The sequence below is a fragment of the Pedobacter sp. HDW13 genome, from assembly GCF_011303555.1.
Classification (GTDB): Bacteria; Bacteroidota; Bacteroidia; order Sphingobacteriales; family Sphingobacteriaceae; genus Pedobacter.
The window spans coordinates 1,399,955-1,422,414 of the sequence record NZ_CP049868.1 but is presented as its reverse complement, the minus strand read 5'-3'; the positions used below and the strand labels follow the sequence as shown (position 1 = coordinate 1,422,414).

General features: G+C 38.1%; 21 protein-coding genes. 14 read left to right on the top strand and 7 right to left on the bottom strand.

Annotated elements, in window-relative coordinates; genetic code table 11:
• Nucleotides 1–14: 14 nt before the first annotated feature.
• Nucleotides 15–536, top strand: a complete 522-nt coding sequence (locus G7074_RS05920) for a hypothetical protein (RefSeq protein ID WP_166207385.1) — start codon at nucleotides 15–17, stop codon at nucleotides 534–536.
• 133 nt (nucleotides 537–669) lie between these two features.
• Here G7074_RS05920 and G7074_RS05915 read toward each other — a convergent pair whose 3' ends face one another.
• Nucleotides 670–1,512: a hypothetical protein gene (locus G7074_RS05915; protein ID WP_124561661.1), complete on the bottom strand. Its 843-nt coding sequence runs from the start codon at nucleotides 1,510–1,512 to the stop codon at nucleotides 670–672.
• Nucleotides 1,513–1,615: 103 nt separating this feature from the next.
• Entirely contained in the window at nucleotides 1,616–2,578 is a 963-nt protein-coding gene (locus G7074_RS05910; RefSeq protein WP_124561662.1) for an isopenicillin N synthase family oxygenase, read from the bottom strand.
• A gap of 345 nt (nucleotides 2,579–2,923) precedes the next feature.
• On the opposite strand from G7074_RS05910, the gene msrA reads away from it, so the two are divergent.
• The 3 genes from msrA (at nucleotide 2,924) to G7074_RS05895 (ending at nucleotide 5,945) form a co-directional block, all read left to right on the top strand.
• Nucleotides 2,924–3,523 carry a peptide-methionine (S)-S-oxide reductase MsrA gene (msrA, locus tag G7074_RS05905; protein ID WP_124561663.1) on the top strand — a complete coding sequence of 200 codons (600 nt, stop codon included), beginning with the start codon at nucleotides 2,924–2,926 and terminating at the stop codon, nucleotides 3,521–3,523.
• A 72-nt stretch (nucleotides 3,524–3,595) separates the two neighbouring features.
• Nucleotides 3,596–3,949, top strand: a complete 354-nt coding sequence (locus G7074_RS05900) for a VOC family protein (protein ID WP_199748398.1) — start codon at nucleotides 3,596–3,598, stop codon at nucleotides 3,947–3,949.
• Between the two features lie 478 nt (nucleotides 3,950–4,427).
• A complete protein-coding gene (locus G7074_RS05895) occupies nucleotides 4,428–5,945 on the top strand; it encodes a malate:quinone oxidoreductase (protein ID WP_124561664.1) in 1,518 nt (505 codons plus the stop codon).
• A gap of 223 nt (nucleotides 5,946–6,168) precedes the next feature.
• Here G7074_RS05895 and ytxJ read toward each other — a convergent pair whose 3' ends face one another.
• The 3 genes from ytxJ to ribH form a co-directional block, all read right to left on the bottom strand.
• Entirely contained in the window at nucleotides 6,169–6,501 is a 333-nt protein-coding gene (gene ytxJ, locus G7074_RS05890) for a bacillithiol system redox-active protein YtxJ (RefSeq protein WP_166207382.1), read from the bottom strand.
• An 87-nt stretch (nucleotides 6,502–6,588) separates the two neighbouring features.
• Nucleotides 6,589–6,711: a hypothetical protein gene (locus tag G7074_RS27555; RefSeq protein ID WP_255420130.1), complete on the bottom strand. Its 123-nt coding sequence runs from the start codon at nucleotides 6,709–6,711 to the stop codon at nucleotides 6,589–6,591.
• Nucleotides 6,712–6,823: 112 nt separating this feature from the next.
• Nucleotides 6,824–7,315, bottom strand: a complete 492-nt coding sequence (gene ribH / locus G7074_RS05885; protein ID WP_090765761.1) for a 6,7-dimethyl-8-ribityllumazine synthase — start codon at nucleotides 7,313–7,315, stop codon at nucleotides 6,824–6,826.
• Nucleotides 7,316–7,478: 163 nt separating this feature from the next.
• Here ribH and G7074_RS27010 point away from each other — a divergent pair, with 163 nt between their 5' ends.
• Together G7074_RS27010 and G7074_RS05880 are read left to right on the top strand one after the other, a co-directional pair.
• Entirely contained in the window at nucleotides 7,479–10,142 is a 2,664-nt protein-coding gene (locus tag G7074_RS27010; RefSeq protein ID WP_240916473.1) for an MG2 domain-containing protein, read from the top strand.
• 101 nt (nucleotides 10,143–10,243) lie between these two features.
• Nucleotides 10,244–13,816, top strand: a complete 3,573-nt coding sequence (locus G7074_RS05880) for an alpha-2-macroglobulin family protein (RefSeq protein WP_370526638.1) — start codon at nucleotides 10,244–10,246, stop codon at nucleotides 13,814–13,816.
• Nucleotide 13,817: 1 nt separating this feature from the next.
• On the opposite strand, the gene G7074_RS05875 is transcribed toward G7074_RS05880, so the two are convergent.
• Nucleotides 13,818–14,492, bottom strand: coding sequence for a LytTR family DNA-binding domain-containing protein (locus G7074_RS05875; RefSeq protein ID WP_124561667.1), 675 nt, complete (start codon nucleotides 14,490–14,492; stop codon nucleotides 13,818–13,820).
• Between the two features lie 346 nt (nucleotides 14,493–14,838).
• On the bottom strand, nucleotides 14,839–16,377 hold the full coding sequence (locus G7074_RS05870; RefSeq protein ID WP_199748399.1) for a sensor histidine kinase: 1,539 nt from the start codon (nucleotides 16,375–16,377) through the stop codon (nucleotides 14,839–14,841).
• Nucleotides 16,378–16,618: 241 nt separating this feature from the next.
• On the opposite strand from G7074_RS05870, the gene G7074_RS05865 reads away from it, so the two are divergent.
• The 8 genes from G7074_RS05865 to G7074_RS05830 all read left to right on the top strand — a co-directional run bounded on the left by G7074_RS05865 (nucleotide 16,619) and on the right by G7074_RS05830 (nucleotide 22,013).
• Nucleotides 16,619–16,966, top strand: a complete 348-nt coding sequence (locus tag G7074_RS05865; RefSeq protein ID WP_124561668.1) for a Spx/MgsR family RNA polymerase-binding regulatory protein — start codon at nucleotides 16,619–16,621, stop codon at nucleotides 16,964–16,966.
• 68 nt (nucleotides 16,967–17,034) lie between these two features.
• Nucleotides 17,035–17,775, top strand: coding sequence for a carboxypeptidase-like regulatory domain-containing protein (locus G7074_RS05860; RefSeq protein ID WP_124561669.1), 741 nt, complete (start codon nucleotides 17,035–17,037; stop codon nucleotides 17,773–17,775).
• Nucleotides 17,776–17,878: 103 nt separating this feature from the next.
• A complete protein-coding gene (locus G7074_RS05855) occupies nucleotides 17,879–19,858 on the top strand; it encodes a M1 family metallopeptidase (protein WP_166207376.1) in 1,980 nt (659 codons plus the stop codon).
• A 115-nt stretch (nucleotides 19,859–19,973) separates the two neighbouring features.
• Complete coding sequence (locus G7074_RS05850) at nucleotides 19,974–20,381, top strand: RidA family protein (RefSeq protein WP_124561671.1); 408 nt, start codon at nucleotides 19,974–19,976, stop codon at nucleotides 20,379–20,381.
• Between the two features lie 4 nt (nucleotides 20,382–20,385).
• The gene (locus G7074_RS05845; RefSeq protein ID WP_124561672.1) at nucleotides 20,386–20,997 is read left to right on the top strand and encodes a trans-aconitate 2-methyltransferase; all 612 of its coding nucleotides are present in this window, start codon (nucleotides 20,386–20,388) and stop codon (nucleotides 20,995–20,997) included.
• A 20-nt stretch (nucleotides 20,998–21,017) separates the two neighbouring features.
• A complete protein-coding gene (locus G7074_RS05840) occupies nucleotides 21,018–21,236 on the top strand; it encodes a VF530 family DNA-binding protein (RefSeq protein WP_124561673.1) in 219 nt (72 codons plus the stop codon).
• Between the two features lie 136 nt (nucleotides 21,237–21,372).
• Entirely contained in the window at nucleotides 21,373–21,765 is a 393-nt protein-coding gene (locus tag G7074_RS05835) for a hypothetical protein (RefSeq protein ID WP_124561674.1), read from the top strand.
• Between the two features lie 77 nt (nucleotides 21,766–21,842).
• Entirely contained in the window at nucleotides 21,843–22,013 is a 171-nt protein-coding gene (locus G7074_RS05830) for a hypothetical protein (protein ID WP_158674095.1), read from the top strand.
• Nucleotides 22,014–22,460: the final 447 nt, after the last annotated feature.

The following is a 22,460-nucleotide window of genomic DNA, read 5'->3' as shown; positions in this document are numbered from 1 at the left end:
AAAACGCATTAATTATGAAAAGTATCAAAGCATTAGCCTTTTTATTGCTCCTTGTGGTTGCATCAATCAAGGTAAACGCACAGCAGATTAAAGATGGCGAGACCGTAAATGTAAATGGGATTGCAGTAACATATACTGTTGTAAATAAGGAAAAGGTAAATGTAAAAGACCAGGATTTCGATCGGTATAAAGTTTTAGCCTCAATAAAAAACAATAGTGGTAAATCTTTTAATATCCGTTTGGCCAGTTCGCTTGATCTTACTGGTATAGCGAATTCAAAAATTATTGAATTGGATTGTATAAATGCTACGGGAGCCAGGTTAACCTCAAAGAAGGTACAGGTAAGCATGAAAAGCCATTTAATTAATGTTACTTATGCTACAAAAGATAAGGACGGAAAAACCATCACTGCGGTACTTCCGGTTACAGCCGGATATTATTTCGATCAGGGCCAGGTGATAGAAAATGATGCTATTTTTATTGTGCCGGCAGGCGAAACGCCGCAGGTTAGTGTAAGGAGTTTGTTGAAGAATTAAAAGTTGGCTAGTAAACGTAGATGTTCTAAGGTGTTTCAGGTGGTCGAAAAGTAGGCTTCAATTTAAGTAATTGCTAGAAAATTAGAGGCATTGAGGTACGATTTACGCTTTGAATCTTAATTAAAATATAAGTTTATTTGGTTAGCGCTAACTTATAGATTGTAGTTTTAAGCTCGTCCATATCGCGGTCTTCACAAAGTAGAAATTCAATCTTATCATTGCTTTGCATTAAAAAGGTAATCCCTTCGAATTTATGGCTTCCGGGTATTTTATGACTAAAGGTTAGGTTTAAAGTATCTAAATGTATACTGCCAATGAAACTGCCTAAAATTTCGCCATCCTGATAGGTTGAGCTGGTATCTTCAGCAGTTGCAATGAAAAATATTTCGTTTTTTACCAGTGCAGCATCCGTAAAAGTGGATTCAATATGATTGATATTAGGAAGCTTAAAATCAACGAATTTAGCTTTACTAGCATCTGGTAGATTAGCTTCTTCAATAATAAATATTCCGTTCTTTTGCTCAGTTCCGTTGCCTCGGTTAAAAAGTAACCAGGTTGTGCCGGTATAAATTGCGCCTTCGAGGTTAAAGTTTTCGTCGTTTATATGGGCAATGGTTTTGAGCTTGTTGTAAGTGTGGGTGAGATCTCTCTGAATAACCTCTTGCGTTTTCAGATGGAATTCGACCATCAGGTTCCTTTTGTTTGTTGAGCCGGAACCTAAAATGTACAATTTATCGCCATGCTGACAAAGAATTTCAAAATCGGGTTTTAACGATTTGGGGATGTTTTCCAAATAATTTAATCCGGGGTCAGATAAAATTTGAATTTTTCGAAGCAGACTGGTTTTAATGTTATATTCATTCAGATAGCCACTATTATCGCCAATAATGTACAGTAAATCTTTGCTAAGGAATAACCCGGAGGCAGAGCCGATACCATTAATTTCGGCAAAAATTGCTAAAGTTGTCGAATGCATCGTTTAAATTAATAAAAAAGCACCGGTTTTAGCCGATGCTTAAATTTTTAGAAAAAGATTGCCACGTCTCGATGAAAAATCGAGCCTCGCAATGACGATCCCTTTATTTTTTCAATCCAATTTCTCTCAAACGTTCATCCAGGTATTCGCCAGCAGTCATATCGCTATAGGCTTTCGGGTGTTCGGTATCGATAGTCGAAGCTAAACTAGTTAAATCCATGTCACTACGTGGGTGCAGGAAGAAAGGGACTGAGAAACGCGAGGTTTTCATCAGCTCGCGTGGCGGATTTACTACTCTGTGCGTTGTCGATTTTAATTTGTTGTTGGTTAAGCGTTGCAACATATCGCCAACGTTTACTACAATATCGGTATGGTGCGCTTTAATCGGTAACCACTCATTGCTGCGGGTTAAAACTTCCAGGCCATCGGCACTGGCGCCAATTAATAAAGTAATTAGGTTAATATCCTCGTGTGCTCCAGCGCGTACAGCATCATCCGGAATAGTTTCAGGATTTTCAATCGGGAAATAGTGAATGCCCCTTAAAATCGAATTGCCATTGTGTACATGTTTGTCAAAATAATTAATCGGCAGTTCTAAATAAGTAGCAATGGCACGTAATAAATGTGTTCCGTTTTCTTCCAGTTTCTTGTAAATTTCGCTGGTAACCGGGTTAAAATCGGGTAATTCGGTTAAAACTTCGTTATCCGGATATTCATTTTTAACCGGATCGCCATCTGTAACCTCCTGACCAATTTGCCAGAATTCTTTCAGATCAGGAGTTTTAGCACCTTTAGCTGTTTCTTTCCCTGCACTGGTATAACCGCGTTGGCCAGCCAGTTCGGGTTTTTCATATTTCCTTTTTGTTTCTACCGGTAAAGCAAAAGCAGCTTTAATGTTTTCGTAAAGTTTATCAATCAACTCCTGGCTCAGGCCATGGTTGGTAATGGTTACAAAGCCCGAATCGTTAAAGGCTCTGCCCAGTTCATCAGAAAACTTTTTGCGTTCTTCTTCGGTGCCGTTAATGTACGAGCCTAAATCTAAACAAGGGATATACGGTGTTGACATAATTTTAAATTTAATGTTGTACGAATTTAGAAAGAATTGTTAATAACTGATTTTTGCATCAATGATATACTATTAATGAATTAATATACAGTTTTTTAAGTTATTAACAAAAACAGAAAAGACAAAGAAATGTTCTATTGTCACACTAAATCCATTATAATTTATTCGCAAACTACGGGCAGTTTTATTTCGTATAATTAGCTTTAAATAGTTTAATGGTGTTGTAAGGATAAGGATTTGTTTACGACTAATTGAATAATACAATGAAACCATTATGATTGGTTCTGGTCGAACAGTCGGTTCTAATTAGGATGGCCTCACAATAGATAAAACAATAAACACAAAATGAAAAAGATAATTTTAATACTATTGGCCGTTTGTGCCATCAACCAGGTGCAGGCGCAAGGAAAGAAAACAGAAAAGGCAACCTTTGGTATGGGTTGTTTCTGGTGTACAGAAGCTATATTTCAACGCTTAAAAGGGGTAGTCTCTGTTAAATCGGGTTATGAAGGTGGTACTTTAAGCAATCCAACTTACGAAGAGGTTTGTACTGGTGCAACAGGTCATGCCGAAGTACTCGAAATTACCTACAATCCAATGGTAATTTCTTACGATGATTTACTGGAAGTATTCTGGAAAAGTCACGACCCTACTACACTAAACCGCCAAGGTGCTGATAGTGGAACTCAATATCGCTCGGTTATTTTTTACCACAGTGCAGAGCAAAAAGCAGCTGCCGAGAAGTATAAAGCCGAACTGAATAAAACCAATGCCTACGGCAAAAAAGTGGTTACAGCCATAGAAGCTGCCAAGCCTTTTTATGTTGCCGAAAACTACCACCAGAATTATTTTAATAAAAACGGAAGCGAACCTTATTGCAGGTTGGTTATCCTCCCGAAAATAGAGAAACTGGAAAAAGTATTTAAGGCAAAACTTAAAAATTAAAGATAGAAATAGAGAGCCCTGTGATAAACATTGCAGGGCTTTTCATTGTTGAAAACAACTGATATCCTAATTATGGTAAAAAGAATAGTAGTTAATATTGATGCCACCGAAATTGCAGTTGCAGCCCGTTTTTATCAGGATATTTTAGGTCTGGATTTACTCATGGATCATGGTTGGATAACAACCTATGGTACGGTTGGGCAAAAAATGGATGTACAAATCAGTTTTGCCAGCGAAGGCGGCTCGGGTACTGCAACACCCGATCTGTCTATAGAGGTAGAAAATGTTGATCAGGTATTGGCGAAAGTGATAGCAGCAGGGTTCCCTGTCGAATATGGTCCTGTTAATGAAACCTGGGGTGTAAGGAGGTTTTACACCCGGGATCCCTTTGGTAAACTGATTAATATTTTAAGCCATATTGATTAGTATCACTTTCAATTTTTCTGCTAATCATAGTTAGTCGATTCTATGAATTTTTTAACGTTGCAAACAGTTCGCTGCCTTAAAATTAAAATTTGATTGCATTAATGCTAAATTGATGCATGTGAAAAACTATCATTTTGATAGAAAACGAAGTAAATAATGGTGATTCGACAGAATTTGTAGGTTGATTTTGAAATTCTTTATCAAAATTTTAAAGAATGAGTGTGTTTAAAAGCAATATGATAAATTTCTCAAAGAAAGGAGTGTTGTATTTAGTAAATTAATATTGAAGCTTATTGTTTAGTGAATGTCTTTTTTAATGAATATACAGGTTGGGTGAAATTTTGGATTAAGATTTGATTAGAAGCAATTAAAAATAGGGAAGTATTTCTCGTTTTTACGCAATTTTTTTCAGATTTAATGCCCTAAAATTCGTAGGATGTTTAAAATCGTGTTAAATTTGTAACTCCTTTAGAATAAGATGACAAAAAAGAAAAAGACAGTTGGTAAAACTGACGCTGATGTAATTTTAATAGGGGCAGGCATCATGAGTGCAACCCTGGGTGTTTTATTAAAACAATTAGAGCCTAATTTAAGCATTGAAATTTACGAACGTTTAGATATTGCAGCAGCAGAAAGTTCTGATGCCTGGAATAACGCCGGAACGGGACACTCTGCTTTTTGCGAATTAAACTACACGCCCGAGAAGAAGGACGGTACGGTGGAAACAAAAAAAGCCATTCAGATTGCCGAACATTTCGAAGTTTCTAAACAGTTTTGGTCATACTTAGTAACAAAGGGTTTGGTTTCCGACCCCTGCAATTTTATCCGCAACATTCCACACATGAGCTTTGTTTGGGGTAAAAAGAATGTCGATTACCTGAAAAAACGCTACGATGCATTAACACAATGCGATCTGTTTAGCGATATGCAGTACACCGAAGATACCGAACTGGTAAAAAGCTGGGCACCATTGATTATGGATGGCCGCAAAAAAAATGAAAAAGTTGCTGCAACAAAAATGGATCTGGGTACCGATGTTAACTTTGGTACACTAACCCGTGATATGTTTAACAACCTGAAAGAGCAGAATAATGTTAATCTTCATTTCAACCACGAAATCCGCGATCTGAAAAAGAACAAAGATGGTAACTGGATTGTAAAGGTAAAAGATCTGGATAGCGGCGATAAACGTAAACGCGTAGCTAAATTTGTATTTATCGGTGCTGGTGGTGGCTCTTTGCCATTGTTAGAAAAATCTGATATTCCTGAAGGAAAAGGTTTTGGCGGTTTCCCGGTTAGCGGACAATGGTTAAAATGTACCAACGAAGAAATTATTAAAAAACACCACGCAAAGGTTTACGGTAAAGCTGCGGTTGGTGCGCCGCCTATGTCGGTGCCACACCTCGATACCCGCATGATTAATGGTAAGCAAGCCTTATTATTTGGTCCTTATGCAGGTTTTTCAACTAAATTCCTTAAAAACGGATCGTTTTTAGATTTACCAAAATCGATCAAGTTTAACAATATCCGTCCAATGATTTCGGCTGGATTGCACAATTTAGATTTAACAAAGTATTTAATTGAGCAGGTTAGACAGTCGCCCGAAGATAGACTGGAAGCATTGAAAGAATATTTACCAACTGCTGAATTGAAAGATTGGGAACTGGAATATGCTGGTCAGCGCGTACAGGTAATTAAGAAAGATGAGAAAAAGGGTGGTATTTTAGAGTTTGGTACCGAAGTAGTAAATGCAGCCGATGGTTCTATTGCAGCTTTATTAGGCGCTTCTCCGGGTGCATCAACAGCTGTTTCTATCATGCTCGATTTACTAAACCGTTGCTTTGCAGAAGATTTAGCTACTGATGAGTGGCAGGCTAAAATCAGAGAAATGATCCCAACCTATGGAAAAGCATTGGCACAGGATTCAGATCTTTGCAAAGAAACAAGAAAGAAAACTTCTAAAATATTGAAAATTGAAAATACTGTAGTTGCTTAAGCAATACTACAAAAAATCATATGTTAAAGGTCTGTGTATTCATAGGCCTTTTTTGTTTTCTATCCATGCGGCGATCGTATACTGTCCACAGGGTTCAGCGAAGCGTCTCTACGGATGGATGAGTAAGGTTGGTTTGTGTGGACACCAACCAGTAGAGCAACAATCAATAAAAAAGGGTATCCAATCGCTTGAATACCCTTTCTTTATCAAATTTTTTTATTATTTAGGCAGCAATCACTTCTGCAACTTCTTCTGCCGAGATATCGCTGTGCGAAGCTTCTAATACGCACTCGCCATCTTTAATTAATAAAATCTGTGGCGATTGGTGTGTTACCTGAAACACTTCTGCAACATGGTTTGAAATATCGCGGTAACTAATCAGATCTAAAAAGAAAAGCTTAGTATCCGAAGGAATTACGTCCCAATCAAACTCAAAGTTCTTTTTAGCCATCAGGCTAATCGAGCAACGTGTACTGTGCTTAAAAATGAGGCTGTAGCCACTTGCGTTTTTGATTTCTTCAAGTTGTTCTACTGAAGTTAAGTTAACCCAATTCATGAATATATTTTATTGTTTTTAGAATAACACCTGCAATTAAATAAAGTTCTGCAAATGACCTGAATATGAGAATTAAGAAATAGGAGGTTAGTTTCTTCTGCGTTTTCCTTCCGGATAAGATCCGTATGCAGGACAAAGTTTAGAAGAACAAGATTCTAAAATGGTAATGGTGCAAAACACCGCCAATAATAAAATGGCTACTTTTTTCATCTGTATAAGTTTGTTTCAAAAGTGCTTAAGCGCTCATGAAAATCATGATTGTTTAAGCAGATCGGATTAATATTAAATCTCTAAGTTACAAATACTTTATTAAAACGCAATGTTAAATGTTTGCAGAAAAATCGGCCATTTTAATGGCTGTAATCGCTGCTTCATCGCCTTTATTGCCATGTTTGCCACCAGCACGGTCTTGCGCCTGCTCCAGGTTATTGGTAGTTAAAACACCAAAAATTACAGGTTTACTGTACTTAATGCCAACATTGGTTACTCCTTGTGCTACAGCATCGCAAATGAAATCAAAATGCTTGGTATCGCCCTGAATTACACAACCCAAACAGATTACCGCATCAATATCACTCCTTTTGCTCAATAAAATCTCGGCACCGCCAGTTAATTCAAAGCTGCCGGGTACAGGTAGCGAAACGATGTTTTCTTCCTTTACACCATTGGCCAGCAAAGTTTTTAATGCACCATTGTATAAAGCGCCGGTAATTTCAGCATTCCACTCGGCCACAATAATGCCGAATTTATAGTCTGCCCCGCTAGGCACCGTAGTATGAGAGAAATCGGATAGATTTTTTAGTTGTGTTGACATGGATGCAAAGATAAGGTTATGCTTCGAATGTTAAAAACCTTAATGTTTATTGCTTGTAACATTTAATCAGTTAATACTTAGATTAGTATCAGAATCAGATAAAATTATAATTAATTATGGAATTTGTAATCCTCGTCCATCTATATTAAAACCCAATGTAATTATGAATCTATCTTTACGCTTTTTCGCCTCCCTAATCTGCGCATTTTTGCTTTCGTTAAATGTTTCGGCGCAGAAATATACTTTCGAAGATTTTTACCGGGTAGATTCTATTGCTAACCGCGCCCAACCCAAAGATGCACTGGCCTTAATAGAGAAAATTAGTCTGGAGGCACACCAAACACATAATACACCTTTAATCATTAAATCGGTTATCTACCGCATGATGTTTCAAGGCTATTTGGAAGAAGACGCTTTTAATAAGATCCTGATCGATTTACGGCAAGATATCAGTACTGCGAGACAACCCGAAAAAAGTATTTTACAATCATTACTGGCCGAAATCTATTGGAATTACCTGAGAGAAAATAACTGGCAGATTATGCAACGCACACAGGTGCAGGGCAATATTGGCGATGATATTAAAACCTGGGATATTAAAAAATTAAACAATGAAACGGTAAAATATTACCTGCTCTCCTTAAGCGAAGCTGATGTTTTGCAACAAACCAAAGTAGATGTTTTAGATGCCGTTTTAGCCGGCGATAAAAGCAACCGGAATTTCAGGCCCACTCTTTACGATTTGCTGGCCCACCGCGCCATTGAAGTTTTTAGCAATACCCAGCTTAACCTTACCGGTTACGATGATGAGTTGCTGGATAGAAACAACCCTAACTTACTGGGCAATACACAAGATTTTTTAGCAATGGCATTGCCTACAGATAGTACATTGTTTAAAATACAGGCCTTACAATTGTTTAAAAAACTAATCAGATTTCATCAAAGCAACAACAACCTCACGGCTTTAGCTGATATTGATTTGAAAAGGTTAATCTTTGTAAACCAGTATTTTATGGGCGACAATCAGGAAGCTTACGCTGAGGCTTTAAACCGTTTGGCTGAGCAAAGTACAGGCAGCGAAGTCTATGCCGATATTTTATATGAGCAGGCTTTAATTCACAAAAATGCACAGTTACCTGGTGATAGCAATAAGGGAAATCTTTTAACAGCTGTGACCTTAGCCGAAAAGGCAATTAATCGTTATCCCAAAAGTATAGGTGCAAAAAATGCCCTTAACTTAATCAACCAGATAAAAAGTAGTCAGCTAACCATTCAAACCAGGGCTTATGTACAGCCTGATAAAGCTGCACAACTACACTTATCATACAAAAATGTTGATACGGTATATTTCAGGCTTTTTAAAACACCAGAGTCTAAAAATGAGTACCAGCAGTTTAATAACAAAAAGGAGTTTTTTGCTTTTTTAAAAGATAATAAGGTAATAAAGGAGTGGCGGGTTGTGGTGCCGAAAGCAAGTGATTACCAAACCCACACTTTAATTGATAAAATAGATGGTTTACACTTTAATGATTATACTTTGATTGCGCAAACCATTAATCGTGAACAAAAGGATACCGTTTACAGCAATGTCAATTTTAAGGTTACCGCCATGGCAGTAATCAACAGGATTAATGTTGATAAACATGAATACTTTGTAAGTCAGCTCATTGATGGCGCCCCTTTAAAAAACGTTAAAATCCAGCAACAAAGGTACGATTACAATATTCGGAAATATGTTAATGGTGTTTTGCTTACTACTAACGATAAAGGTTATGCCAGTACTAATGAAATCAATAATAACATGTCGAGGGCACTGGTTACACTGGGGAAAGATGAACTGAAATTAAATATCAATAATTATAGTAATTACCGCGATAACGAGGAGGATAGCCGTATCATTCTTTTTACGGATAGGCCTATTTATCGCCCGGGGCAAACCGTTTATTATAAAGGATTATGCTTAAGGATTGAAAAGGGGGTAAATAAAATTGAAGTAAATAGAATAATCGATGTTTATTTTAAAGATGCTAACGGAAAGGAAATTGCAACAGCCACTGTTAAAAATAATGATTTTGGCACTTTTCAGGGATCGTTCAGCATACCAATGGGTAAGTTAAATGGCAGTATGGTAATCAGCACTGATGATGGCCAAATTGGAGTGCAGGTAGAAGAATATAAACGTCCAACTTTCGAGGTCGTTTTTGATAAGCGCAACCAACGGTATAAACTGAACGATAGCATTAAGGTTGTGGGGAAGGCCAGTGCTTTTTCAGGATATTCGGTCAGTAATGCCAGCGTGAACTATAAAATTTTTCGCAGGGCGCTTTACGATTACAGGTTAAATTATACTGAGCAGGCGGCCATTTATGGATCGCGTGCATTCGAAAGAAAACAAATGGCCATTGGTAAAACAACAACCAAATCCGGTGGCAAATTTGATATTACATTTTTCGCTAAGGCAACCGATATCAGGCAAAATTATAGCTATGATATTGAAGTAGAAGTGACCGACTTAAATGGTGAAACCCGGACAAAAACCTCATCAGTTAGTGTGGGGCAGAAAGATATTAACCTCAACATCAATTCCGAACAGGTTATTTATACCAGCAATAAGCGCGATAGCCTTACCTTTTGGGTAAGCAATTTAAATAATGAACCAATTAAGGCTAACGTTAAAGCCGAATGGACTTTATTGCAGGCGCCTTCGCGACTGATGAACAAAAGCCCTTTTATGCCGAAAACTATTCAATATCCAAAGAGGCGTTTATTAAAGTTTTTCCAGATCAGGAATATAATAAAGAATTGGAGGTGGCCAAATGGCCACTGAAATCGGTCGAATTAAAGCAAAATCCTGATGTTAAAAATGGCAGGGGATACCTGAGTTTTACGCAACGAGATTTAAAGCCAGGCTATTATAAAATTAATTTAATGGCGGTAAATGAACAGAACGATACCGTTAAAGTAGATAAATATGTAGTAGTTTATGGTGAGCAACCTGCTCTAATACAATCAAATATCGAATGGATTACTCCTGAGGTAAGTGTAGTCGGGCCTGGCGAAAGTGCCGTTTTTCGTTTAGCTGGTTTATCCAACAACAGTAAAGGGTATTATGAAGTTTATTATCGCGATAGCGTAACCAAAAAAGTGTGGCTTAACTTATCGCCCAAACAAAGTATCGTTAAAATTAAGCCTGATACCGGTTACCACGATGGTTTTGCTGTGCAGTTTACGATGGTGCATGAGGGGGTGGTTTACAATTCGATGCAGCAGGTTAAAATGGTAGATCCGAAAAAAGAACTCGACATTAAATTTTTAACATTCAGGGATAAGCTGCAACCCGGCGAAAAGGAAAGCTGGAAGCTACAGATCAGCAATAGCGCTGGTGAAAAGCAGATGGCCGAAATGGTGGCTACACTTTACGATGCAAGTCTGGACGATTTGAAAAATATGAATTGGAATACCTATTTGCAAACTGGTTTCAATTATTATTTCTACAACTGGAACTTCAATGCCAACAACAATGCTAACTCAAACTATTTATGGTTCTTAAAATCGAATTACGAGCATGCCGTTATTACCCGTAAATACGAAAGCCTTAATTTGTTTGGTTATAGTTATTACGGAGGTTACAATTATGCTTACCGCAATTATATCAATAACCTAAAGAAAGCCAGAAAGGCCGGATTACAACCAGAAGCCATTCAGAAATTGGCTGAGCTTGAAAAGGGTAAATTAACCTATGGTGTGGTGTTCGATAATCAGGGAGAAACATTACCTGGTGTGCAGGTTAAATCAGGTAAATTGGTAACAACAACTAATGTATTTGGAATTTATACCATTGATGCCAGGGCAGGTGAGAAGTTAAGTTTTTCATTTATTGGTTACAAGAATTACACCACCGTGGTGGGGAGTAAAAAGCGGATGGATATAACCCTGAAAGAAGACGGCAATGCTTTAAACGAGGTAATGGTTGTTGGATATGGTTCGCAACGAAAGGAAATCATGGCAGCTTCTGTTGCTCAGGTTTCAGACGCTCCATTGGAGGGCAAAGTAGCAGGCTTAAGTATTCAGGATAATACTGGTGTTCCAGGATCAAATGATAAAATACTTATCAGAGGAATGAGCAGTATTGGAGACAATGATTCTGGGGGACAATTAAAAAATAATAACATTGTTGCCCGTACCAATTTTAACGAACTGGCATTTTTTTATCCGCAATTATTAACCGATGCCAAAGGCGAAATCAAAATCGAGTTTACCATTCCGCAATCATTAACGCGTTATAAGATGATGGGTTTTGCCCACACCAAAGATTTAAGAACCGCATCGGTTACCAAAGAACTGGTTACACAAAAGCAACTGGCCATTGCAATCAATACACCAAGGTTTTTCCGCGAAGGAGATACCATCTTGTTAAGCGCTAAACTGAATAATTTAGCAGGTAAGAAACTGGATGGTAAGGCAAGCTTAGCATTAACGGATGCATTAACAGGTAAGCCAATTCAGGTTTTTGATCAGGTAGATAAAGCTGAAAAAGCTTTTGAAGTGGATAACGAAGGTAGTTCAGTTTTGAAGTGGACATTGATTATCCCGTCGGGTATTAATGCCATTACTTATAAGGTTGTGGCACAAAGTGGTAAATTTAGCGATGGCGAAGAAAATACCATTCCGGTGTTACCCAATGCCATGTTGGTTACCGAAAGCATGCCGGTAAATGTGAGGGGCAATACCACTAAGACATTCGATATGGAGAAGCTTGAAAAATCGGGAACTTCAAAAACTCTCCGTAACCAAAGTTTAACTTTCGAGTTTACCTCAAATCCGGTTTGGTATGCGGTACAGGCTCTGCCTTATTTAATGGAGTATCCGTACGAATGTGCCGAACAAACCTTTAGCCGCTTTTACGCCAATAGCTTTGCCACTGGAATCATCAATTCATCGCCAAAAATTAAAACGGTTTTTGAACAATGGAAAAGCAGCAACAATGGTGATGCACTTTTATCCAATCTAGAGAAAAATCAGGAATTGAAATCAATCTTACTCGAAGAAACACCTTGGGTGCGCAACGCTGATAATGAAAGCGAGCGTAAAAAACGTTTGGCAGTACTTTTCGATTTAAACCGAATGACTTATGAGCTGAAAAACAATTACGATAAGCTTGCTAAAATGCAGTATAACAATGGCGCTTTTCCATGGTTTACCGGTATGAGAGAAGACCGTTACATTACACAGCATATTGTTTTAGGGATAGGCCAGTTAAAAAAACTAAAAATGGTCGATGAGAAAGCTTATACAGGTTTTAATACCATGCTTAATAAAGCCATTGCTTATTTAGATGCACAATTGGTTAATGATTATAAACAAGAGCTGCAAGGAAACCACATTAGCTACTTGCCGCTACACTATTTGTTTGCAAGAAGCTATACCAACTCTAAAAATACAAGCGCCGATTTTATAAAGGCCAGAGATTTTTACCTGAAAAGATTAACTGCAAACTGGAAAACTTTTGATAGCTACCAGCTGGCGCAAACTGCTTTGGTGTTAAGCAGAAATGGCAATACCGCCGAAGCTCAAAAAATCATCACCCTGCTTAATCAAACCGCACAACAGAGCGAAGAATTGGGAATGTATTGGGCCAAAAATAAAGCTGGCTGGTGGTGGTATCAAAGTCCGGTTGAAACACAGTCCTTGCTGATTGAGGCGTTTGATGAGGTAGCTAAGGACACTAAAGCTGTTGAGGAAATGAAAATCTGGCTGCTTAAAAACAAACAAACCAATGATTGGAAAACCACTAAAGCCACAACTTCGGCCTGTTATGCTCTGTTAATGAAAGGTACAGATTTATTAAGCGAAAGTAAGGAACCCGAAATTACCATCGGCAGCCAAAAACTAACTGATTTGCAAAGCCCGAACCCGGTAAAAGAAGCGGGTACAGGTTATCAAAAAGTAACCGTCGCGGGTACAAACGTAAAACCAGAAATGGGAAAAGTACAAATTAAAAATAACAATCAAACCATTGCCTGGGGTGCATTGTACTGGCAATATTTCGAACAACTGGATAAAATTACGCCGGCCATTACAGGTGTCAAGATTAAAAAGCAACTGTTTTTACAAAAGGCCAGCAATAAAGGCGATGTGCTAATCCCTTTAACGGCCAATAATGTTTTAGCTCCTGGCGATCTGGTAAAAGTAAGAGTAGAAATTTTTTGCGACCGTGATATGGAATACATTCATTTAAAAGATATGCGTTCATCGGGCTTTGAGCCTGTTAACGTAATTTCGAGGTATAAGTACCAGGATGGATTGGGTTATTATGAAAGTACTAAAGATGCTTCGACCAATTTCTTTATCAGTTATATGCCCAAAGGTACTTATGTATTTGAATATCCGTTGAGGGTTACCCATTCGGGCAATTTTTCGAACGGTATTACTACTTTGCAAAGCATGTATGCGCCTGAGTTTACTACCCATTCGGCAGGCATACGTGTAAACGTAAAGTAAGCTAGGTAAGCTGGATGCCGCTGTAGGTGGCGCCAATTGGAATAACTTTTTCATCTATCCAGATCTGGCTTCGGTCAAATCTGGATATTTTATTTTTAGCCACTATAAAGGCCCGGTGACAGCGAATAAAATCTGTTTTTGGCAACAAATCGGCCAGGTCGTTAATTGTAATGCGCGAGCTCAGCAATTTGTTTTTAAGCTGGATCTGGGTATAGTTACCCGAAGCTTCGAAGTACAGAATTTCATCAAGTTCTACTTTTACCTGTTCGTAACCATCTTTTATAAAAATGTGGTTGGTTTTTGCCTCCTGTTTGTCACTCCGTAGGTTAAACAGCTCATGGGCTTTGTTGCAAGCCTTTAAAAAGCGCGAAAGTGAAAAGGGTTTAAGGAGGTAATCAACTGCGTCGAGCTCAAAACTTTGTACAGCGTGTTCAGTATAAGCTGTGGTAAAAACAACCATTGGCGGCTTGCTCAAACTTTTTAAAAAATCAATCCCGCTAATATCCGGCATTTTAATGTCCAGAAAAATCAGGTCAATTTTGTGCTGTTGAAGATAAGTAATGGCCGCAAAAGCATCAGTAAAGGTTTCCTGCAAAGTAATAAACGGAACTTTTGAAGCATGAGATTTTATAATATCTAATGCAATGGGTTCATCATCTATGGCAATTGCGATCATTTTTGTTTATTAATAGTTTTCACTTTTTCTGTCATGCTGACAAAGGAAGCATCCCCAGTGTTTAAAAGAAATCGTCATTTCGACCGTAGCGGAGAAATCTTTTAAACATTGTTCATCGTTTTCTCCATTACGCTCCATCCGATAGCTATCGGATCGAAATTACAAAAGGCCTAAATTTATAACTTTAGAAGCAAAAGATTCAGAAACTGTTTAAATTTCTGCGAAATATGAAATGGGCGGTGGAGACACCGCCCAAAGCGTTCGCTTGAGGTGGGTGTTCCCACCCACCTGATAGATCTGTGAATTTTTAAACAGCCTCTCAATTTTATCAATAATATCCATTGAACTAAACCAACTGCAACGTTAAATGCACAAAAAACTCATTGGCGCTTTCGCGAATAATTAATTCGTGCTTGCCTGGGTACAGCAATGACAGGCGTTGTTTTACATTTTCAAGGCCAATGCCGCTTTTTAGTTTTTCAGGATCATTATCGGCCTTAATGTAAATGCTGTTGCTCACATCAAAATACAGTGTACTTTCTTTAGTTTGTAAAGTCATTTTGATGTACGAGGATTGTTGCAGACTGATACCATGTTTAAAAGCATTTTCGATAAAGGGGATAAGCAGCATAGGGGTAATTTGTAAATTATTGATCTGCTCTTCGATATGGGTTTCAATCCGTATATCGGCTGATCGTGAAGTGCGTAACTTTTGCAGATCGATATAATTGTTCAGATACTCTACCTCACGGGTAAGCGAAATTTTATCCAGTGTGTTTTCGTGTAACATAAAGCGCATCATATCGCCAAGTTTCTGGATCCCTTCGCCCGTTCTTTCTGCATTTTCCTGCAAAGCGGTACCAAACAAAGTATTTAAGGCATTGAATAAGAAATGTGGATTAATCTGCGATTTTAAGAAATTTAAACTCGCATCTGATTTGCCTAGTTCGGTTTTCAGCATCTGAATTTCGGTCTGTTTTTCGAACTTGTTTTTATAAATGTACCAGGCCAACGGAGTTGTAATGCAAACCATGGCTATAGCAGCTAGTATTAAAGTAACCGGCACGGTTTCACCATTGCGCATAAACGGTACCAACATAATCAGCAACAAGAGCGAGATGAGCGCACTCACAGCCACATTGCCCCAAAAGTAACGGCCAAAACCTTTCTGGTTTTTCCGCAGGTTTGGAATGATATAATAAATGGAACAAAAAGCCAGCAGGATATTTACTGGTGGCGCAATTAGCCAGATTACCAATAAATCATAATCAAGCCTAAACGAAAGCACCGCCGCAAAAACCAAAAGCGAAATCAGCCAGATTCTTGTAGTAATGAAAATCTCGGTAATGATATTTTGGTTGTAATCTCTTAAAAAGCTGATTTTATTCAATAACTCCAGCCCCCTTTCATTAAAAAAGGCATAAACGTTAAACAAAAGATACAGGAAAAATACATAGGTAAAAGCTTCGCCAAAAAGCATGTCGTAGGCATTATCGATATTATCGAATTCAATTAGCCGGTAAGCCTGCGAATAAGTATTGGCCACCATCCAGCCCACAACAGAAAAGGCAGTTACCAGAACCGAAAGAATAATATTTAATGCAATGTTATTTTTTCTCGATAGCTGTGGCATAAAACAGAAGTTGAACAGCAGAAAGCTTATATACACCACACTGATTTTGAACATTTCAGGTAGGAAAAAGTTCTTCATTACGCTGTAATCGATACTGCTTACGCTAAAATGATAAGAATGGCCAGAATTATAGGTGGTTTGTGTGCAAATGCTAATTAAAGCCAGGATATACAGTGTAGTCGAGATCCAGAACTCCAGCTGGTTAATATTTTTTGCTTTTTCGGAAGTAGGGTTACCAGAAATAATTTCCATTGTGATGATTTGTTTAGGCCACAATTTTACAAAGTGCAATAATACCAATATTTAAAATGTGATAGACAGGGCTAAAAATGTGACGAATGATCAGGATTATTGGATTTTAGGATGAGATGTACAATTCCATGATCCATCTTCCATTTTTTTCTATCTTTGAAACGGCTTGTTGGATTTAAGATCGGTTCGATTTTTTCCTCATCCCTAATACATTTTCCATTTCACATCATTATCATTTAGTATGACCGTTTACGGAATTCCAAATTGCAACACAGTTAAAAAATCGCTCGATTGGTTAAAGGCAAACCATATCGATTTCGAATTTCACGATTTTAAGAAAAAAGGCATTACTACTGAAAAATTAAATGGGTGGTGCAACATTTTTGGCTGGGAAACAGTGCTTAACCGCAAGGGATTAACCTGGAAAAAGTTAACCAAAGAGGAGCAGGCTGCAATAAACACTCAGGATTTGGCTATAGCCTATTTAAAAGAAAATACAAGTGCCATTAAACGCCCGGTAATCGAAAAAAATGACAAGGCGGTATTAATAGGTTTTGACGATGACAATTATTTAAAAACCCTAATCTAACTGATTTGTTGTAATGTTAAAGTTTGTTAAAAGCAGATTTTAAACAAAGAACTCAATTACTTTTGAATATGCGCAAACTAATCATTTTTCTATTGCTTGCTATGCCTATTGGCGTTTTTGCACAAACTGTAACTACAGGTACAGTATTCGATTTTTCGAAAAAAACACTTTCACTTCCTGGGGTAACCGTTAGAAATCTGAACAGTAAAAAAGCAACCAGTACCAATAAAGAAGGCAGATATGCCATTGGAGCCAATGTTGGCGATCTGATCGAGTTTTCTGCAGTAGGTTATCACACCGATACTTTGTATTTAACCAACCTGTTAAACAGGACTATTTATTTGCCTGTTAAAACGAATAATTTAAAGGAGGTAAATATTAATGCGGTAAGAATGAACAGCCAGATTACGGATGCAAAAGACCCTTTAGCCGAAAAATATACTTTACTCAACACAGGCGGTAACCTTAACCGTAAACGGATGAAGGATAAAGTTGGTGGTTTAAACCTAAACCTTGGCTATGGTAAATATAAAAGACAGCAGCGTAAAGAAGCCGATTTAGAAGAAAAAGAAATGTACATGCAGGAAATTGACGAGAACTTTACGGCGAAAGCAGTGACCGAGCTAACCAAGCTTGAAGGTGAAGAACTTAAAAATTTCATGATTATTTATCGCCCGTCGGTAGAACTGGTTAAGGCCGAAAGACCATACCGGTATGCATTTTATATCTCGCGGGCATTTGTTGCCTGGAAAAAATTAACGCCGCAGGAAAGAAAATTACAGGATTTGCCCAAATTAAAGGCAAATTAATAACCCAATATTAGCTTATTGGTAACATTATAACCACATATAAATCTATATGTGGTTATTTTTTATATTTACCTCCCGAATACAACCTTATTATATCATGAATATGAATAAACTATTTACATTTTGTGTGGTTTGTTGTGCTTTTGCTTTTTCAGCTTCAGCCCAACAGGCTACCAGCCCTGCGCCAACCAGCAATTATAACCCAGCTGAGGCATTTGGACCACTATTTTATACTCAAAACGGAAATGAATTCCGATCAGCTATCGGTGCACCAGGTCCTAAGTACTGGCAAAACCGTGTAGATTATAATATTACCGCCAATCTCGATGAAACTAAAAACACGGTTAGCGGAACAGTAACCATTACCTATAAAAATAATAGTCCCGATAAATTGCCTTATTTGTGGTTGCAGTTAGATCAGAACACCTTTAAAGAAACTTCTCGAGGTTATGCCATTACCCCTTCGCGTAGCCGTTATGGTGCGCAAGGCGAAAAATTTGATGGCGGCTATAAAATCCAGAACATCACCGTGTCGCAAAAAGCTGCTGCAGTAAAATTTACTTCTTTGGTAGAAGATACCCGTATGCAGATTCGTTTAGATCAGCCAATGGCTCCAAATGGCGATATCGTAACCATTAAAATGGATTATTCGTATATCGTACCTAAAGAAGGATCGGACAGAACCGGACATTTAACTACAAAAAATGGTGAAATTTTTGCCATTGCACAATGGTTTCCACGCATGTCGGTGTATGATGACGTAATTGGCTGGAATACTTTGCCTTACTGGGGCGGAGGTGAGTTTTACTGTGAGTATGGCGATATCAATTTTGCCATTACTGCTCCGGCAAGCCACATCGTTATGGGCTCTGGCGAGTTGTTAAATCCATCTGAAGTTTTTACACCAACGCAATTACAAAGGTGGAATGCAGCTAAAACGAGCGATGCTACTGTGCATATCCGTACAGAAGCTGAGGTTACAGATCCGGCATCCCGCCCGGCGAAAGATAAATTAACCTGGAAATTTAAAATCATAAATGCACGCGATGCAGCCTGGGCTTCATCAAAATCTTTTGTTTTAGATGCTGCAAGATATAAACTGCCAAGCGGTAAAACAGGTTTAGCTGTTTCGGCACAGCCGGTTGAAAGTAATGGTGTTGATGGTTACGGCCGTGGTGTAGAATATGTAAAATCTACAATCGAACATTATTCATCAAAATGGTTCGAATACCCGTATCCAATGGCCGTTAACGTAGCAACCAACATTGGTGGTATGGAATATCCGGGTATTGTGTTTTGTGGTTGGAAAGCTAAAAAAGGAAGTGCCTGGGGTGTAATTGACCATGAATTTGGCCATACCTGGTTCCCGATGATTGTAGGTTCGAACGAGCGCAAATATGGCTGGATGGATGAAGGCTTTAATACCTTCATCAATGGTATTTCTAAAAGCAGCTTCAATAATGGAGAGTATGCCAGTGCACCAACTGATTTAAATAGAATTGGTAAGAATGTGATCGGTAATCCGATTTTCGAAAATATTATGCTAATGCCTGATGGAATGGCCGAACGCAATATTGGTGTTAACCTGTACAGCAAACCGGGTTGGGGCTTAGATATTTTAAGAAACCAGATTTTAGGTGAAGACCGTTTCGATTATGCTTTCCGCCAGTACATTAAAAACTGGGCATTTAAACATCCAACACCTTTCGATTTCTTCCGCTCAATGGAAAACGGCGCAGGCGAAGATTTAGCCTGGTTCTGGAGAAGCTGGTGGTTAAACAGTTGGAAAATGGATCAGGGCATTACAACTGTTGAAGCCGTTAAAGATGGCGATAAAATAACAGGTTATAACATTAAAGTGGTAAACCTCGAGAAAATGCCAATGCCAATCATTCTGCAGATTAAAACCAAAAGCGGTAAAACAGATATCGTAAAAGTACCTGTTGATGTTTGGATGAAAAACACCAGTTGGTTGGTGCGTTACCCAACAACTGAAGCAATAGAATCGGTAACTTTAGATCCAAATAAAGTATTGCCAGATTCGAACCCGGATAACAATACCTGGACAGCCACAGGTAATTAAGCTGTTGCTATCCACAAAAAGCCTCCCGGTCCTGAAGATCTGGAGGCTTTTTTTATTGCAAAGTACCGACGGATTAATCTGTTATATCGCTTAGCTTAGCAATAAAATTATACTTATGAGCACTTCATTATTAGAAATAACCAATCCCGAAGGAATTTATGATCCCCGCCCGCATGGCTACTCGCATGTTGCCGCAGTTCCGGCCTGGAGCCAGCTGGTATTTGTTGCCGGACAAGGCGGTAGCAGGATTGATGGCATTTTAAGTGCCGATTTCAGAACGCAGGTATCCATTGTTTTCGAAAATATAGCCATTGCATTAGCTAGCAAAGGTTTAAAAATGGAAAATATTGCTAAGCTCAGCACTTTGGTGGTAGATTACGATGATGAGAAACATCAGGTATTGATTGAAGAATCGACTAAAATATGGCCTGACTTAAAATTTCCGGTAAATACACTTATTCCGATACAACGTTTGGCATTAAAAGGGATGTTAATTGAAATTGATGCAACTGCAATAGGCTAAACTGATGGAAAACGGAGAACGCAAAAACGTTTATCAGGTATACAATAAAATAGGCGATTGGTTTGCCGAAAACCGCTATGCCGATTCGGTGGAACGCGTTTATTTGGCCCCAATAATTGAACAACTTCCACCAAATGCCAGCATGTTGGATGTAGGCTGCGGTACCGGAAAACCCATATTAGAATATTTCATTAACCACAATGTAAATGTTTTGGGCATCGATGGAAGCGAAAAGATGATTGAATTGGCCCGGGCTAATTTCCCCGGTACCCGATTGATACTACATGATATGCGCGGGTTACATTTGGATGAAAAATTTGATGTTGTTATTGCCTGGCATAGTTTCTTTCATTTGCCTGCAGCAGATCAGCCCGCCATGTTCAAAGTTTTCAAAGATCACCTGAACCCAGATGGTATTTTGTTGTTTACCTCTGGTACCGAAAGCGGAGAAGCCTGGGGCATGAATGGAGGAGAAAACCTGTTCCATGCATCATTAGATACGGCAGAATACCACTCGTTGCTGCGAGCCAATCAGTTTGTAGTGCTTCTGCATCAGGTGAACGACCCGGATTGTGGTGGTGCGAATGTTTGGATGGCACAGTATAAACCTCAATAATTTTGCCTTAACTTTGCCCAATGGCCGAACAGCAAAAAAACAATCCCTTACATGGTATTACTTTAGAAAAAATTGTAACCGATCTTCAGGCACATTATGGATGGGAAAAACTGGGATCACTCATCAGGATTGATTGCTTTAATAATAACCAAAGCATCAAATCGAGCTTGAAATTTTTAAGAAGAATGCCCTGGGCACGTAAAAAAGTAGAAGATTTATATCTGGATACTTTTGTGTAGATAATTGAATTTTGAATGATTGAGTGATGGAATGAGTGAATGTTGTTTATTCAATCCATCAAAATTCTCCCATTCAAAATTATTGTCTGCAACCCTTTTTTTAAAATCGTCGTCATCTTGTTCTAAACCTTATTATATGAAAAATATTTTCTATTGTTTTTTGCTCACGCTTACTTTGAGCAGCTGCCTGGTTATGACTTCGAACCATTCTATGTCGAAAGGTAAATTAGATATTCCAAAACGGGAAAGTTACACTGTAGTTTATCAGGCCAATTTTGGGCAACGCTTAACCGGAAACGCAATTTATACTGGTGATAATGGAAAACTGGTAGAACAGGAAAATGTAACAGGTAGTTGGCAGAAGACCTTTACTCTAAAATCCGGTACCCATGTCCAGCTCGAAACATTAGCAAAATCCAAATCAGAATCCAGGGCAGAATACAAAATCCTGGTTGAGGGAAAAGTAGTTTCCGAATATGTGTTAAGTGGAAAAAGATTGAATTATACATTCGCTTTCGATCTGCCTTAGTTCATAAAATCTTCATATTGATTTTCGAGATTTAATAAACAAAATAACAAGGTTTATTCATCATTAATCAATTAAAAATGAAAGCAATTAAAGTTTTAGTAATCGCATTAGTAGCCGCTTTTACCATTAACACCGTAAGCGCTCAAACCACCACTCCGGCAAAAACCGGTACCGAAAAATCGCAAACCAAAAAAGGCCATAAACACCATCATCATAAAAAGCAGACGAAAAAAATAGCTAAAGCTTAAAAAAATAAGAAAGTCTTTCAGGTAAATCTGGAAGGCTTTTTTGTTAGCTGCCAAATCCAGGAGCAAAAGTTATCATGATGAAGGGGTTGCTTTAACATACTTTCTTGCTTTGGTTAACCATTTTATAAGAAATTATAAAATTTAACACAAACGTTTGTTCAGTACTTCATTTCAGCTAATTCAGCTGCTTTGTATCATAAATCAGTTCAAAAAAGCAGTTGAAGAAATACATGAACTAAACATTCATCAAATCGTTGTTTCAGACTTATTTGGCTTTTTTAAGCATATTAGATAAAATTTAAAAAATACAGACTTTTAGTCAAACGTTTGCGTAATATTTTAACGCTTTATTACGCACCAAAAGCCATAAATTAGGGTACTGAAAAACCGCGATTGTAAATCATAGCCAATCCCGAACGAATTGCCGTTTTTTTGATCAGCATATAA